This is a genomic window from Blastopirellula marina DSM 3645, assembly GCF_000153105.1.
In the GTDB taxonomy this organism is placed as follows: Bacteria; Planctomycetota; Planctomycetia; order Pirellulales; family Pirellulaceae; genus Blastopirellula; species Blastopirellula marina.
Genome location: NZ_CH672376.1, coordinates 3,014,028 through 3,027,900, shown reverse-complemented (window position 1 = coordinate 3,027,900; position 13,873 = coordinate 3,014,028). Strand labels below are relative to the sequence as shown.

Sequence of the window (13,873 nt, the reverse complement as noted above, 5' to 3'; positions counted from 1 at the left end):
GTAAGAGCAAGCCCTTTTGGAGTCTGCTAAGCGACTACGGCGTCTTCAACTCCATCATTCGCGTGCCGATTACTTTTCCGCCCGAAAAACTTCGCGGGGTGCAGTTGTCCGCGATGTGCGTGCCTGACTTGCGGGGAACGCAAGGAACCTTCTCGCAATATACGACGCAAGCTCGTGAAGACCGGCTCAAGACCGGCGGTGAAGTGCATTACGTCCAACGCCATGGAGACCGCCTGGATTGTCACCTGTTGGGACCGCCCAGCAGCAACCCACGTGACAAGGGTGCGTTGAAATTGCCGTTCCAGCTGCGGATCATCGATAAAACTTCGGCCTGGTTAACCCAGCGGGCTCGTGTCCGTTGCTTCGAAATTGCGTAACATCAATACTCGCGCTGGGGGCTACGAAGAAAAAAGTTCGTGGGGCTGCGGTCGGCTACTTTAGAACTCGGGGACCATCCGGTCGAGCGCTTGTAAAGCGACGGCCCAAGGGGCGCGACTTTGCTGATAGGTCTCCCACCATCGCATCGCCGTGGATGGTAAGTCGATTTGCGGTCCTTGCGGAAAACGCCAAAGCTCACATGCCAGGATGAGCGTATCCGGGTTGAATTTCGTCAGTTCGACATGCTCGCCTGCGGTCAGGATCGCCGGCAGCGCTGCAAGTCCTGCGATCGTCGGGAGCCGATCAGGCGAGATCACTTCGCTATAAACCGGCAGATCTAAATTCAATTGCGAAATGCCCCAAGCCAGACGCACGACTTCGGGCAATTTGGGCTCTGGGTCGTAGAGCACCGCTTCCATTCGAACGCTGTTGTACGGCAGATGGGCGCGCAGTCCTCCCCCCCGGCATGGCTGAACGAGAATCACTTGCGCCGTCTCCACCACCAGATCGTCGCTGGTCAGATCGGCGAATTGCCGCAATAGTCCCGGGCCGCGCGCTTCCCAATGTTCGCGTAGCGGACCTCCGCGCTGCGCCAACTCGTCGGTCAGATGGGGCTTGGCGTTTCGCATCGCGAGCTTGAGATCACGGATTCGTCCGGCGATTCGAGCGCTGGCGCCGGGGCCGCCGCCTCCGATTTTGCGAAAAATTACATCGACCAGTTCTTGTTCGCTTTCGATTCCGGCCGCCAGCGGAACGACGTGACGCCAAAACTGGCGAATATTAATTCCTGACGTGTCCAACTCTGCGCACAGCAGGTCGAGCGGCTGCTGAATGACCGCGGCCAGACCGGAATCGTCGATTGTATCGCCCCGCCGCAAGAGTTCGGCAACGTGCATAAAACTAGCCGAACTACTGGCCAACCAAGTCAACTCTGGTTTCATCGGGGATGCTTCCTTTCGCAACAGGCGTCCCATGCCGTAGAATATGTCCCTGGCGTTTTCACATCCGTACCGCCTGATTCCAGGCGATTCGCCTTTGACATTCCAATCTAAGGTTAGCGATGCTTACAGAGGCAGGCAATCGATGGACAGTTTCCGACTCCCGCGAACTCTACGAAGTGGCGCGCTGGGGGAAGGGGTTTTTCTCGGTCAAAGAAAACGGCAAGCTGGCCGTCCATCCCAATCGTGATCCCGAAGTCTCGGTCGAATTAGAATCGATCGTCAACCGCTTAGAGCAGCGCGGTCTCGATCTGCCGATCTTGATCCGCTTTAGCGGCATTTTGGAAACGCGCCTGCAAGAGATCCGCGACGTCTTTGACGTGGCGATCCGCGAGTACGGCTACCAAAACAAATATGCCTGCGTCTACCCGATCAAAGTCAATCAGCAGCGCCAAGTTGTGGAAGAAGTCCTGCAATACGGACGCCAACACGGATTTGGGCTGGAAGCCGGCAGCAAGCCCGAGTTGTTGGCGGTCATCGCGCTGACCGACAACGATACGCCGATCATCTGCAACGGTTTCAAAGACGCTGAGTACATCGAAATCGCGATGCACGCGCTCAAGCTGGGGCGAAACATCATTCCGGTCGTCGAGAAATATAGCGAATTAGAGCTGATTCTCGAATACTCGGCCAAGATCGGCGTTCGCCCGCAGATCGGGATGCGGGTGAAGCTCGCTTCGCGCGGCGCCGGCAAATGGTCCGCTTCCGGCGGTTATCGCAGCAAGTTTGGCCTGACCGTGACCGAGGTTCTAAAAGGGCTAGAAGAGCTGAAGTCGCGCGGCATGGAAGATTGCTTTAAACTGCTCCACTACCATCAGGGGAGCCAGGTAAGCAACATTCGCCATGTGAAGTCGGCGCTGGTCGAATCGGCCCGCATTTATGTCGACTTGGTTCGCCGCGGCGCCGGGCTTTGCTATCTCGATGTCGGCGGCGGTTTGGGAGTCGACTATGACGGCTCGCAGACCGACTTCGAGTCGAGCATGAACTACACGATCGAAGAGTATGCGCGCGACGTCGTTTCGCACGTCCAGGGGATCTGCGACGCCGCCGGCGTGGCGCATCCGCATCTGTTGTCGGAAAGCGGCCGCGCGATCGTGGCGTTTCACAGCATGCTGATCTTTGAAGTGCTGGGCGTCGCCGAACAGACGACCGGCGACGAGATCGAACCGGTGCCGGATGACGCTCCTTCGCCGCTTCGCGAATTGTATGAAGCGTATCAAAGCGTCACGCAGCGAACGGTGCTCGAAAGTTTCCACGACGCGCAAATGGCGCTCGACGTGTCGTTGAACATGTTTAGCAACGGCAACTTGACGTTAGAGCAGCGGAGCATCGCCGAGACGGTCTATTGGAGTCTGTGCGCAAAAATTCGGACGTTGACCAAGAGCATGGCGAACGTGCCGGAAGAGTTGCAAGGGTTGGATCGCTTGCTCTGCGACACCTACTTCGGCAACTTTTCGTTGTTCCAATCGATGCCTGATAGTTGGGCGATTGGCCAACTGTTTCCGGTCATGCCGATTCATCGCTTGGACGAAGAGCCGCAGCGCAGCGCCGTGATCGGCGATATTACCTGCGATTCGGATGGCAAGATCGATTCGTTTATCGATCTGCGGAATGTAAAACGGTCGCTGCCGCTGCACAAGCTGAACGGCGGACAATATATCCTGGGCGCTTTTTTGGTGGGCGCCTATCAAGAGATCCTGGGAGATCTGCACAACCTCTTCGGCGACACGAACACCGTGCATGTCGAATTGGGCGAAACGGGACAGCCCCATTTTTCGCACATCATCAAAGGGGATACCGTCACCGAAGTGCTGCGGTACGTGCAGTTCACCGATCGAGAACTGATCGACAAGATGCAGCAATCGGTCGAAGAAGTGACGCGATCCGGCGTATTGGATCACAAAGAAGCCGGCGCGATCATGCAATACTACGAGCAGGGTCTACGCGGGTACACCTATCTCGAAAAATCGCCGTAATGCAGCGAGCGAGCGTCGCCGGCAGGCGGCGCTTGACCCCAGTGAGGGAAAGCGGAATTGTCCACGCATCTCGTTCGCGCGACCGGCGAGTTTCGGCCGATGTTGCAACTTGCGCTGCCGGTCTTGGCCGAGCAGTCGCTTGAGTTTCTGGTCGGCATGGTCGACACCTATCTGGCCGGTCATGCGCTGCCCGATGAGCTGAAAACGCCGGCGCTGGCCGCCGTTGGGCTGATGGCCTACGCGATGTGGATGACCTTTACGATCTTCGCATCGGTCGGCGTCGGCGCTACGGCGGTCGTCGCTCGCTTGATCGGCGCTGGGGAGACCGAGGACGCCGCGATCGCCGCAAATCAGGCGTTGGTCGCCGGCGCTTGCGCTGCGGTCATCGGGACGATCGCGCTCTATTTTGGCGCCGATGCGTTTGTCGCGATGATGCAGTTAGAAGCCGACGCCGCCCAGTTGGCGACAAGCTACTTGCGGATCATCGCTCCGTCGCTCCCCTTTTTGATGGTGATCGCGATTGGGACCGCTTGCTTGCATGGCGCGGGAGACACCGTCAGCGGACTCGGCGTGATGACGATCGTCAACTTGATCAACGTCGCGGTCAGTACGACGCTCGCGTTTGGACTGGGGCCGGCGCCCAATCTCGGTTGGACCGGCATCGCGGTCGGGACGGCCGTCGCACACATCGTCGGCGGGTGCTTGGTCTTGTTGCTGATGCTGGGGGGACGCGCCGGAATGCAGCTGCGTCTGCAATGGCTGCGTCCCAATCGCACCATGATCTGGCGTTTGATCCGGATCGGTTTGCCGAGCGGCGCCAATGACGCGCTGACGCTCGGTTGTCACCTCTGGTACTTGGGAGTGATCAACAGTCTCGGGACATTGGCCGCCGCAGCGCATGGTTTGGGCGTTCGCTGTGAAGGGCCCAGCTATCTGGGCGCTGGGGCGTTTGCGGTCGCCGCGTCGACGTTGACCGGGCAGTTTCTCGGAGCCAAAGATCCCGCGCGAGCCATGCGAGCGACGCTGCTCTCACTAGCGGCCGGCGCTTCGCTGGTAACCGCCTACGGCGTGTTTCTCTACTTCGGCGGAGCGAGTCTGACTTGGCTATATCTGGGCGAAGTAGAGCCCGGCAGCGAGAACGCCGGCACGGCCGAGATGACCGTACGGCTGTTGAAAGTGGTCGCGTTTTCGACTCCGTTTATGGCGGCCCTGTCGATCCTGAGCGGCGCACTGCGCGGCGCGGGAGATACCAAGTTCCCATTTATCATCACGCTGATCGGACTGCTGTTGATCCGGATCCCCGGCGTCTATCTCTTCGCACTCGACGAAATCCCGCTGCCGCTGATCGGCAGCGTGCCGGGCTTTGGCTACGGCATCCTCGGAGCCTGGTGGGTGATGGTGTTCGACGTCACCCTGCGTAGCATGCTGGTCGCCGCCCGATATTGGCACGGCGCTTGGCGACAGATTGAAGTTTGAGAGAAGCTGAAGAGTCTCAATCGTAGCCCGAGGCGCGAATCGAGGGAATTCGGTTTGACGTGTTAAACACGAAGGCAATTCGATCGGTCGGCGAAGTGGTTCGTGCTCGTTTCGTTTCGCCATCCGCATTCCCTCGGCTCGCGCCTCGGGCTACGGTGGGAACGAGCTGACTAGATCTATCGCCTAGTACCGCGTCGGAACCATGCGCAGATCGTCCGGCGTGTCGAACTTTTGGTCGGGGCCGGCGCTGCGGACGGCGTATTGGCCGGAGTCTTCTGGTTCGTAGCGGAGCGATTGTTCCCACGCGTCGGTGATCGGCAGGACCAGTTTGTTGCCGTCGACACCCTCGGGAAGCTCCCCTTTCGCCTGGCGATCGGTTTCGATCACGACGATCGCTTCATCGAGATGCGCCAAGGTCTGTTCGATCTGCGGCATTTCGTGCGCGTAGTGATGATAGGCGTCGGCCGCTACCGTCGCTGTGCCGACGATCGCGGCGATCAGCGCCGTTCCCATCAGGCCGAACAACACGCCGGCGACCGCGAATCCGCGGCGCGGGTGAAATAGCGCCATCAAGCTGATCAGCAAGCCGACGGGGCTGATCGCCCCCAGGGTGAAGACCAATCCAAATAGCGAAACGAAAAATCCACAGACTCCCATCGAGTTGATAGGAGTACGTAAAGATTTCTCTGGCTTGGAGTTACGGCAGCACATTTTCGATCCCTCAGGACAAAAAGATTCTTGTTCTAAGAGGGTGTTCGTTCGCTATTTGTATTTCTTGAACTCTCCACTCTTATATTTTTGCCAATATTCGTGGAGAGCCCGTTTCACCTTCGGAGCCAGCAGTACGACCCCCACAATATTGGGGAAGGCCATCGACAACAGCATCATGTCGGAGAAATCGATAACGGCGCCCAAGTTGGCGACGGCGCCGATAAAGACGAACCCGACGTAGATGACCTTGTAGACCATCGTGCTCTCGGCGCCAAACAGCCGTTCCCAGCAACGTTCGCCGTAGTAACTCCACGAAATGATCGTCGAGTAGGCGAAGAGCAGAATCGCGATCGAAAGGACGTAGGAGAACCAGCCGACTTCTTTTTCAAATGCCTGGGATGTGAGCGCTGCGCCTTCGAGACCTTGGTCGACGATCCATTCTTTGTTGTTCCACGCGTTGGTAATCAAGATCACCATCGCGGTCATCGAGCAGACGACGATCGTATCGATGAACGGGCCGAGCAGCGCGACCAGACCTTCGCGAACCGGCTGATCGGTTTTGGCGGCGCTATGTGCGATCGCCGCGCTGCCGACGCCGGCCTCGTTGCTGAACGCGGCTCGCTGGATGCCGATAATTGCGACGCCGATGATGCCGCCGAGGGCGGCCTTGGGGGTGAACGCTTCGGCGAAGACGCTTTGAAAGAGGGCCGGCACTTCGGTGATATGAACCAGGATGACGTAGATGCACATCAGCACGTACGAAATGCACATGACCGGCACGATCTTGCTAGAGACCGCCGCGATGCGTTTGATGCCGCCGATGATCACCAAAGCGACCAAAATCGCGAAGACGACGCCAAACGCCATCTTGAAGGTTTGTGCAAACTGGGTGACTTCGGTTTGCAGCACCGTCTTTTGTTGTTGCAACTCACCCAGCGTCTCCCATTCTTCCGCCGCTTCGGCCGCTTTGATCTGCAAACCGAGTTCGGAGATCTGATCCTGTTTGGCCCCTTGGATCAATTGGACCGCCGCATTGGCCGATTGATTCGACTGGAACATATTGCCGCCGCCAAAGCTGGCCATAATGCAAAGCACGGCGAAGACAACCGAGAAAACGACGCCGACCGGCTTCAGGCCGATCTCTTCAAAGCCGCGTAGCAAGTACTGCATGGGACCGCCCAGGATCGTGCCGTCCGGTTTTACTTCGCGATACATTTGCCCCAGCGTGCACTCGCCAAATTTGCTGGCCATTCCCATAAAGCCGCAGATCATCATCCAGAAAAAGGCGCCGGGGCCGCCGGTGGTCATCGCGATCGTGACGCCGGCGATGTTGCCGAGACCGACGGTCGCCGACAGCGCCGAAGCGAGCGCCTGAAAGTGAGTCACTTCGCCAGGCTCGTCTGGATCGTCATAGGCGCCGCCGACCACTTCGATCGCATGGCGGAAACCCCAGAAATTGACGAAGCCAAAAAAGAGGGTGAAGAACAACGCGCCGCCGGCCAGCCAAACCACGACCAACGGAGCTTTGCCGATCGGTTCGGTCAAGATGTAAGAATCTTTGGCGTCTTTCCCTGCATCGGCATTCAATTTCAACAGGTGACGATCGGCCATCTCGGCGACCTGCGCGGGAGTTTTCCAATCCGCTTCATCTTTGCTAAGCAGTCCGCGTATGTCGCCGGCAAGTTTGTAGACGATTGTGCCGTCGGCTTCGGTCTGCTGAACGTACTTGGTTTTCGTATCGACGCGGATCGCGACCACTTCGACGCTTTTCCCGCTCAGTTTGCCCGGACTGAACGGCTGTTTTGAGTTGCCGCTGAGGAGTTTGCCGCGCGCTTGCCAAGTGTCGGCTTCCTTAAGCGTCAGCGTTTCCGGAAAGTTGGCCGGTTTTTCGGCGAAGTCCGGCGTGAAGATCGTAAAAGCCGATTCGCCGTCATCAATGGGGCGCGTGTAATGGACGACATGGTCCAGCTGCACATATTTTTGGTTGCTCCGATAGACGGGCCGCATCAGCACCATCGCAGCTAGTTCGACCCCGGGCTCAAAGATCGAGTTGACCTTTCCATTGATCTTTTCGGCCGTCGTTTGCTCTTCGTCGACCGTTTCCATCGTCAGCACAGGGGCAACGTTGGTGACCGGCTGCTCGGCAGGCGGTGTTTTTGGCTCGTCTTGAGCCTTGCTAGCGAGCGGCGCGAAAGTGATTGCAGCGCAAGCAATTACGCACAGGGAGAGAGGCGCGCGAAACATGCCCGAAGAGTCCTTCGTGATTGGCGGCGAAAAGGCCGTTAGGGATGGGAATAGCCAGAGCATGAGGGTTGGGGCGTCGTGGTTCTACCATTTTAACTGGTTTCCTGTCAAGCGTTTACGTCGCCGGTTGGGGCTGGCCGCGAATTTTCAAACATATGGTTGTCAAAAATGCGATAACCAATAAGATTACCTACAGAGGACTTAAACCTATGGCGGAACAAGAGTACATCTCGAGCAGCGCCGAACAGGTCAAACAGCCCGCTAGCGATCCTTATTGGACGCAGGAAGTGGTGCCGTCGGACATTGTGTTGCTTGATCTGTTGCGAAATGTTCCGCATATGACGATTGCAGTACTCGCCGGCGAGCTGGAAGTAACTGCAACGGCGGTGCGTCAACGGTTAAACCGATTGATGGCACAGGGTTACGTCGAGAGATTTGCGGAAAAGTCTGGTCGCGGTCGCCCGATCCATCATTATCGCTTGTCCGAAAAGGGAAAGCGGAAAGGTGGGGGCAACTTTGCCGATCTGGCGGTCGCTCTGTGGCAAGAGGTCCGATCGATCAAGGATCCTGCCGTCCGTCGCGGTTTGCTGCAGCGGATTTCGGAGCGCTTGGTCGCCCAGTATGCGGAAGAGTTGGAAGGGATCGAACTAGACGAGAAGCTGCGAAAGATCGCCGAGATCTTTGGCGAGCGTCGCATCCCCATACAGATCGAACAGCAAGAGGGAGAACTCCCCGTGCTGAACGTGATGGCCTGCCCTTACCCGGGACTTGCCGAGTTGGATCAATCTATTTGTGCAATGGAGAAGATCATGTTTAGCGAGATGCTGGGTAGCGATGTGCGGCTTGGTAAATGTCGCCTGAACGGCGAGAGTTGTTGTACGTTCGAGTTGTCGTAAGCGGCCCCTAAAACGTGTAGGATGTTCGCGTTATCCGCAGCGGCGGATTCGCTTGGTCCCACAGACGGAGCTTGGTGATGACAAAACCTTGGATTGAAGGTCGGTTTGAAGAAAACGTCGTGTTTACGACGTTGGAGCAAGCGATCAACTGGGCGCAGCAATCCAGTATTTGGCCGATGACATTCGGTCTGGCTTGTTGTGCGATCGAGATGATGGCGGCCGGCGCTAGTCGTTACGATTTGGATCGGTTTGGTGCGGGCGCATTTCGCGCGACTCCGCGGCAAGCAGACCTGATGATCGTCGCCGGGACCGTGACTTACAAAATGGCGAGCCGCGTTCGTCGCCTTTACAACATGATGCCTGATCCGAAGTATGTCATTGCGATGGGCGCTTGCACCGTCGGCGGCGGCCCTTACTTCAAGTATGGCTATCATGTCGTCAAAGGGGTCGACTTGGTGGTGCCGGTCGACGTGTATGTGCCTGGATGTCCGCCGCGGCCCGAAGCGTTGCTGGAAGGGCTGATGCGCATCCAAGACAAGATCAAGGGAAAACGAATCAACAAGCGGAACGGCGTACGCGTCGAAGACGAGTTGCCGATTCCGCATCACAGCGGTTGGGTCGACGCCCCGGGTGGCGACGCTCCATTAACAGATCATCAAAAAATTACGGGCTAAGTGGGACCACTTCCAACTTAGTTCAATTCGATGCTTCGCCGCTCGGCTTTAAAGAGTGTGGTGAAGCGCCATGGGATTGATTGAGACGAGCATGACCGACGTTTTAAAGATTGAAAACCTGCATGTCGCCGTAGAAGGCAAGCCGATTCTTACCGGCGTTAACTTAACGATTCGCCGCGGCGAAACGCACGCGCTGATGGGACCGAATGGTTCCGGTAAGAGCACGCTCGGTTACGCGATCATGGGGCACCCCAACTACGAAGTGACCGATGGCGCGATCTGGTTGAATGACGAGAACGTGCTGGAGATGGCCGCTAACGAACGTGCCCGCGCCGGGTTGTTCATGGCCTTTCAACGACCGATGTCGATTCCCGGCGTCAAGCTGGCCGACTTCCTGCGTCATGCGACGACCAACGTTCGCAATCCCGAACGTAAAGAGGGTGAAGAGCTGATTCCGATGCGGGAATTCCGCCAGGAAATGAAGTCAAAGATGCAGCAATTGCAGATGGACCTCGACTTCGCTCGTCGGTACGTCAACGACGGCTTCTCCGGCGGCGAAATGAAGCGTGCCGAGATCCTGCAGTTGGCGATGCTGCAACCGAAGTTCGCCATCCTGGACGAAACCGATAGCGGTCTCGACGCCGATGCGGTTCGCCTGGCGAGTCAAAGTATCGCCGAGATCGGCGGCGCCGAGATGGGGCTGCTGATCATTACGCACCATGACAAATTGCTGGAACACAATCCGCCGGACTTCGCTCACGTGATGTTGGGCGGTCGGATCGTCGAGACCGGCGGCGTCGATTTGGCCAAGGAATTGCACTCGTCCGGTTACGATCGGATTCGCAAAGCCTATCCGGACGCCGCTGCGATCGAACAAGTGATGAATGAAGAAGAGACGCAAGTCGCCAGCTAACGAAACGTATTTCGTTTCGTCAGCACGCAGCGACTTCGACCTCCAGAAAAAGAAATAGAGCAAGAATATGGCGACTGATATTACGACAGACGCGCTCGAGTCTCCGGTCGGTGAGATCAACAAATACGACTTTCGCACCGAAACCACCGGCATTTTCAAGGCCCGTAAAGGGGTCGACGCCGAAGTGGTCAATCAGATCTCGGACATCAAGAACGAGCCTGATTGGATGCGCAAGTTCCGGTTGGACTCGCTGGAGATCTTCAACTCGAAGCCGATGCCCAAATGGGGCGGCGACATCGCGATTGATTTCCAAGACATCTTCTACTACCTGAAGCCGACCGATGGTCAGGGGCACACTTGGGACGACGTCCCGGCCGAGATCAAAGATACGTTTGAGCGGCTCGGGATTCCGGAAGCGGAACGCAAGTATCTCTCTGGGGTCAAGGCGCAGTTTGAGAGTGAAGTGGTCTACGGTTCGTTGCAAGAGGATCTCGCCAAAAAGGGAGTTCTCTTCACTGACACCGACACGGCCGTTCGCGAACATCCCGAACTGCTTCGCGAATACTTCGGCAAGGTCATCGCGCCGGACGACAACAAATTCGCCGCGCTCAACTCGGCCGTTTGGTCGGGCGGTTCGTTTATCTACATTCCGAAAGGAGTGAAGATCGACTTCCCGCTGCAGGCTTACTTCCGGATCAACGCCGAGAGCATGGGCCAGTTCGAGCGGACGCTGATCATCGTCGACGAAGGCGCCCAGGTCCATTACGTCGAAGGGTGCACCGCCCCGATGTACACGACCGAAAGCTTGCACTCGGCCGTGGTCGAAGTGATTTGCAAAAAGGGTTCGCGTTGTCGTTATTCGACGATTCAGAATTGGGCGAACAACATCTACAACCTGGTGACCAAGCGAGCCCTCGCTTATCGCGACGCGACCATGGAATGGGTCGACGGCAACCTGGGAAGTCACCTCACGATGAAGTACCCGGCCGTTTACATGATGGAGCCGGGCGCTCGCGGCGAGATTTTATCGATCGCGTTTTCGGGCAAGGGACAGCATCAAGACACCGGCGCCAAGCTGGTGCACTGTGCTCCGAACACCACCGGACAGATCGTGTCGAAATCGATCTCGAAGGATGGGGGACGCGGCAGCTATCGCGGTTTGGTCAAGGTCGAAGAAGGCGCTACCGGCTCGAAGTCGAGCGTCGTCTGCGACGCGTTGATTCTCGACCCGCAAAGCCGTAGCGATACCTATCCCTACATCGAAATCGCCGAGCCCGACGTTTCGATCGGTCACGAAGCGAGCGTTTCTCGCATCGGTGAAGAACAACTCTTCTACCTCATGAGCCGTGGCTTGTCAGAGTCGGAAGCGAGCACGATGATCGTGAACGGCTTTATCGAGCCGCTAGTCAAGGAACTGCCGATGGAATACGCCGTCGAGTTGAACCGCTTGATTGAATTGCAAATGGAAGGTTCGGTCGGTTAGTCCAGATCGTTCCCCCCGATTAATTGCAGTTCGGCCGGGCCCACTGCCCTGGGGCCGGCCGAAACTGTTTTCTTACTGAGACACTTCCGCTAATAGAGTTATGCCGATGGGCGTTACTGCCGTGACTGACACCGCCAAATTCAACGCCTCCGCGCTCGACGAATTGATCGCCAAGCGACAAGAGCCTGCGTGGCTGGTCGATCTTCGCCGCGCCGCGTTTGAAACCTTTTGCGAAAAGGCGATGCCTTCGCGCAAAGAAGAAGAGTGGATGCGGACCGATATCCGCACTTTCCATCTCGACAAATTTGACCTGCCGGCCGAACTGACCGAGATCCCAGCCGATTTGCCCAGCGGTCTGTTGACCGAAGGAGTCGATCTCGGCGGTCGCCTGGTTTCGTACAACAGCCGGACCGTCTCTTCCGAGCTTTCCGAAGAACTGAAAGCCCAGGGAGTCATCTTCGGCAGTTTCTCCGAAGTGTTGGCTTCGCATCCCGAGATCGTGCGTAAGCATTTCGCCCATGCCGTCGATCCTCATTTCGACAAGTTCTCGGCGATGCACGCCGCGTTCTTCACCACGGGACAAGTGTTGTACGTACCGCGCGGCGTGGTGGTGAAAAAACCGTTGCATGCGTTGTCGTTGTTGGGCGCCGGCGGCGTTGATCTGGGTCACACTTTGGTGATCCTGGACGAAGGCGCCGAAGCGACCATGCTGAACGAGACGGCCAGCATCGATGAGAGCGCCCCGGGGCTCCACTGCGGAGCGATCGAACTGTTCGTTCACCCACGGGCCCGCCTGCGCTATATCAATCTGCAAAACTGGGGACACGGCGTTTGGCACTTCGCCCATCAAAAAGGAATTGTGGAGCGTGACGCCCACATCCAGTGGACGATCGGCGCGCTCGGCAGCAAGCTGTCGAAGGTCAATCAGCATGTCGCGTTGGCCGGCGTCGGCGCCGAGAGCGAAGTGAACGGGGTGATGTTCACCGAAGGTCGGCAGCACCTGTCGTACCACACGTTGCAGCATCACGAAGCCCCCAATTGCCGCAGTAACTTTCTGTACAAAACGGCCCTGCAAGATCGCTCACGCACCGTTTGGCGCGGGATGATCAAGGTCGACAAAGACGCGCAAAAGACCGACGGCTATCAACGGAACGACAACCTGTTGTTGACCGAGCATTGCCGCGCCGATTCGATTCCCGGCTTAGAGATCGAAGCGGACGACGTCCGTTGCACGCATGGCGCGACAATCGGCCGCGTCGACGAAGAACAAATTTTTTACGCCCAATGCCGCGGCTTTACGCGAAAAGAGGCGATTCGTGCGATCGTGATCGGTTTCTTCCAGCAAGTCTTTGATCGGATTCCGGTCGAAAGCGTGCGGGAAGCTTTGGGCAAAGCGATCGCTGTTCGCGTTCGCGATTACGAATAAAAAACGCGGCTAGAAAGCACCAAGAATACATGGCTGAATTTGTACGTGTCGCGTCGGTAGATGCGATTGCGGATCCTGGCAAAAGCGTTTTTGAAGTCGACGATCAAGTCGTGGTGGTGTTTCATGTCGATGGGCAATTTTCTTGCCTGGACGATGTTTGCACGCACGACGATGGTCCGCTAGGCGAAGGCCGTTTGGAAGGGTGTACGATCGCCTGTCCGCGGCATGGCGCCAAGTTTGATATTCGCACCGGTGCGGCGCTTACGATGCCCGCGACGCGAGCGACCGTTTGTCACGAAGTCAAAGTAGAAGACGGCGCCGTTTGGGTTCGGCTTCGCAGTTAGTAGAGGAGAATCAGTTCAATGGCGATTAGCGAAGATTCCGTCCGCGAAGAAATCAAAAAAGTGATCGACCCTGAGTTGTTCGTCAACATCGTCGATCTCGGCTTGGTTTACGTCATCGATGTCCAGCCGGCCGACGAGCCGGAAATGTCGAACGTCTTGATCGAAATGACGATGACCAGCCCGGCTTGCCCTGCTGGCCCGCAGCTGATTGGACAAACCAAACAGTTTGTCGGTCAAATCGAAGGGGTCAAAGAGGTCGAAGTGAAGATCGTCATGGAACCGCCGTGGACCCCAGATCGCATGACGGAAGACGCCCGCGATCAGCTCGGCATCTTTTAAAAAGCGGCTAGCGTT

General features: G+C 57.3%; 12 protein-coding genes and 1 pseudogene. 10 read left to right on the top strand and 3 right to left on the bottom strand.

Going from position 1 to position 13,873, the window contains the following annotated elements; genetic code table 11:
* A pseudogene (locus DSM3645_RS14235) lies at positions 1-377 on the top strand (alkaline phosphatase family protein); the annotation flags it as partial.
* A gap of 60 nt (positions 378-437) precedes the next feature.
* Here the strand turns inward: DSM3645_RS14235 and DSM3645_RS14230 are convergent.
* Complete coding sequence (locus DSM3645_RS14230) at positions 438-1,319, bottom strand: hypothetical protein (RefSeq protein WP_002652904.1); 882 nt, start codon at positions 1,317-1,319, stop codon at positions 438-440.
* A 119-nt stretch (positions 1,320-1,438) separates the two neighbouring features.
* Here DSM3645_RS14230 and speA point away from each other — a divergent pair, with 119 nt between their 5' ends.
* Positions 1,439-3,352, top strand: coding sequence for a biosynthetic arginine decarboxylase (speA, locus tag DSM3645_RS14225; RefSeq protein WP_002652903.1), 1,914 nt, complete (start codon positions 1,439-1,441; stop codon positions 3,350-3,352).
* Between the two features lie 57 nt (positions 3,353-3,409).
* A complete protein-coding gene (locus tag DSM3645_RS14220; protein WP_002652902.1) occupies positions 3,410-4,828 on the top strand; it encodes an MATE family efflux transporter in 1,419 nt (472 codons plus the stop codon).
* A 183-nt stretch (positions 4,829-5,011) separates the two neighbouring features.
* Here the strand turns inward: DSM3645_RS14220 and DSM3645_RS14215 are convergent, their stop codons facing one another.
* Positions 5,012-5,539, bottom strand: a complete 528-nt coding sequence (locus DSM3645_RS14215; protein WP_131282565.1) for a hypothetical protein — start codon at positions 5,537-5,539, stop codon at positions 5,012-5,014.
* A 51-nt stretch (positions 5,540-5,590) separates the two neighbouring features.
* Positions 5,591-7,783 (bottom strand): alanine/glycine:cation symporter family protein, encoded by a 2,193-nt coding sequence (locus tag DSM3645_RS14210; RefSeq protein WP_002652900.1) that lies wholly within the window; start codon positions 7,781-7,783, stop codon positions 5,591-5,593.
* Positions 7,784-7,992: 209 nt separating this feature from the next.
* On the opposite strand from DSM3645_RS14210, the gene DSM3645_RS14200 reads away from it, so the two are divergent.
* The 7 genes from DSM3645_RS14200 to DSM3645_RS14170 all read left to right on the top strand — a co-directional run bounded on the left by DSM3645_RS14200 (position 7,993) and on the right by DSM3645_RS14170 (position 13,858).
* Positions 7,993-8,679 (top strand): helix-turn-helix transcriptional regulator, encoded by a 687-nt coding sequence (locus tag DSM3645_RS14200; RefSeq protein WP_002652899.1) that lies wholly within the window; start codon positions 7,993-7,995, stop codon positions 8,677-8,679.
* Between the two features lie 77 nt (positions 8,680-8,756).
* Entirely contained in the window at positions 8,757-9,353 is a 597-nt protein-coding gene (locus DSM3645_RS14195) for an NADH-quinone oxidoreductase subunit B (RefSeq protein ID WP_002652898.1), read from the top strand.
* A gap of 91 nt (positions 9,354-9,444) precedes the next feature.
* Positions 9,445-10,266, top strand: coding sequence for a Fe-S cluster assembly ATPase SufC (sufC, locus tag DSM3645_RS14190; protein WP_040352575.1), 822 nt, complete (start codon positions 9,445-9,447; stop codon positions 10,264-10,266).
* 67 nt (positions 10,267-10,333) lie between these two features.
* The gene (sufB, locus tag DSM3645_RS14185) at positions 10,334-11,749 is read left to right on the top strand and encodes a Fe-S cluster assembly protein SufB (protein ID WP_002652896.1); all 1,416 of its coding nucleotides are present in this window, start codon (positions 10,334-10,336) and stop codon (positions 11,747-11,749) included.
* Between the two features lie 106 nt (positions 11,750-11,855).
* Positions 11,856-13,175 carry a Fe-S cluster assembly protein SufD gene (gene sufD / locus DSM3645_RS14180; RefSeq protein ID WP_116344406.1) on the top strand — a complete coding sequence of 440 codons (1,320 nt, stop codon included), beginning with the start codon at positions 11,856-11,858 and terminating at the stop codon, positions 13,173-13,175.
* A 29-nt stretch (positions 13,176-13,204) separates the two neighbouring features.
* Complete coding sequence (locus tag DSM3645_RS14175) at positions 13,205-13,519, top strand: non-heme iron oxygenase ferredoxin subunit (protein WP_002652894.1); 315 nt, start codon at positions 13,205-13,207, stop codon at positions 13,517-13,519.
* Between the two features lie 18 nt (positions 13,520-13,537).
* On the top strand, positions 13,538-13,858 hold the full coding sequence (locus DSM3645_RS14170; protein ID WP_002652893.1) for a metal-sulfur cluster assembly factor: 321 nt from the start codon (positions 13,538-13,540) through the stop codon (positions 13,856-13,858).
* The last annotated feature ends 15 nt before the right edge of the window (positions 13,859-13,873 follow it).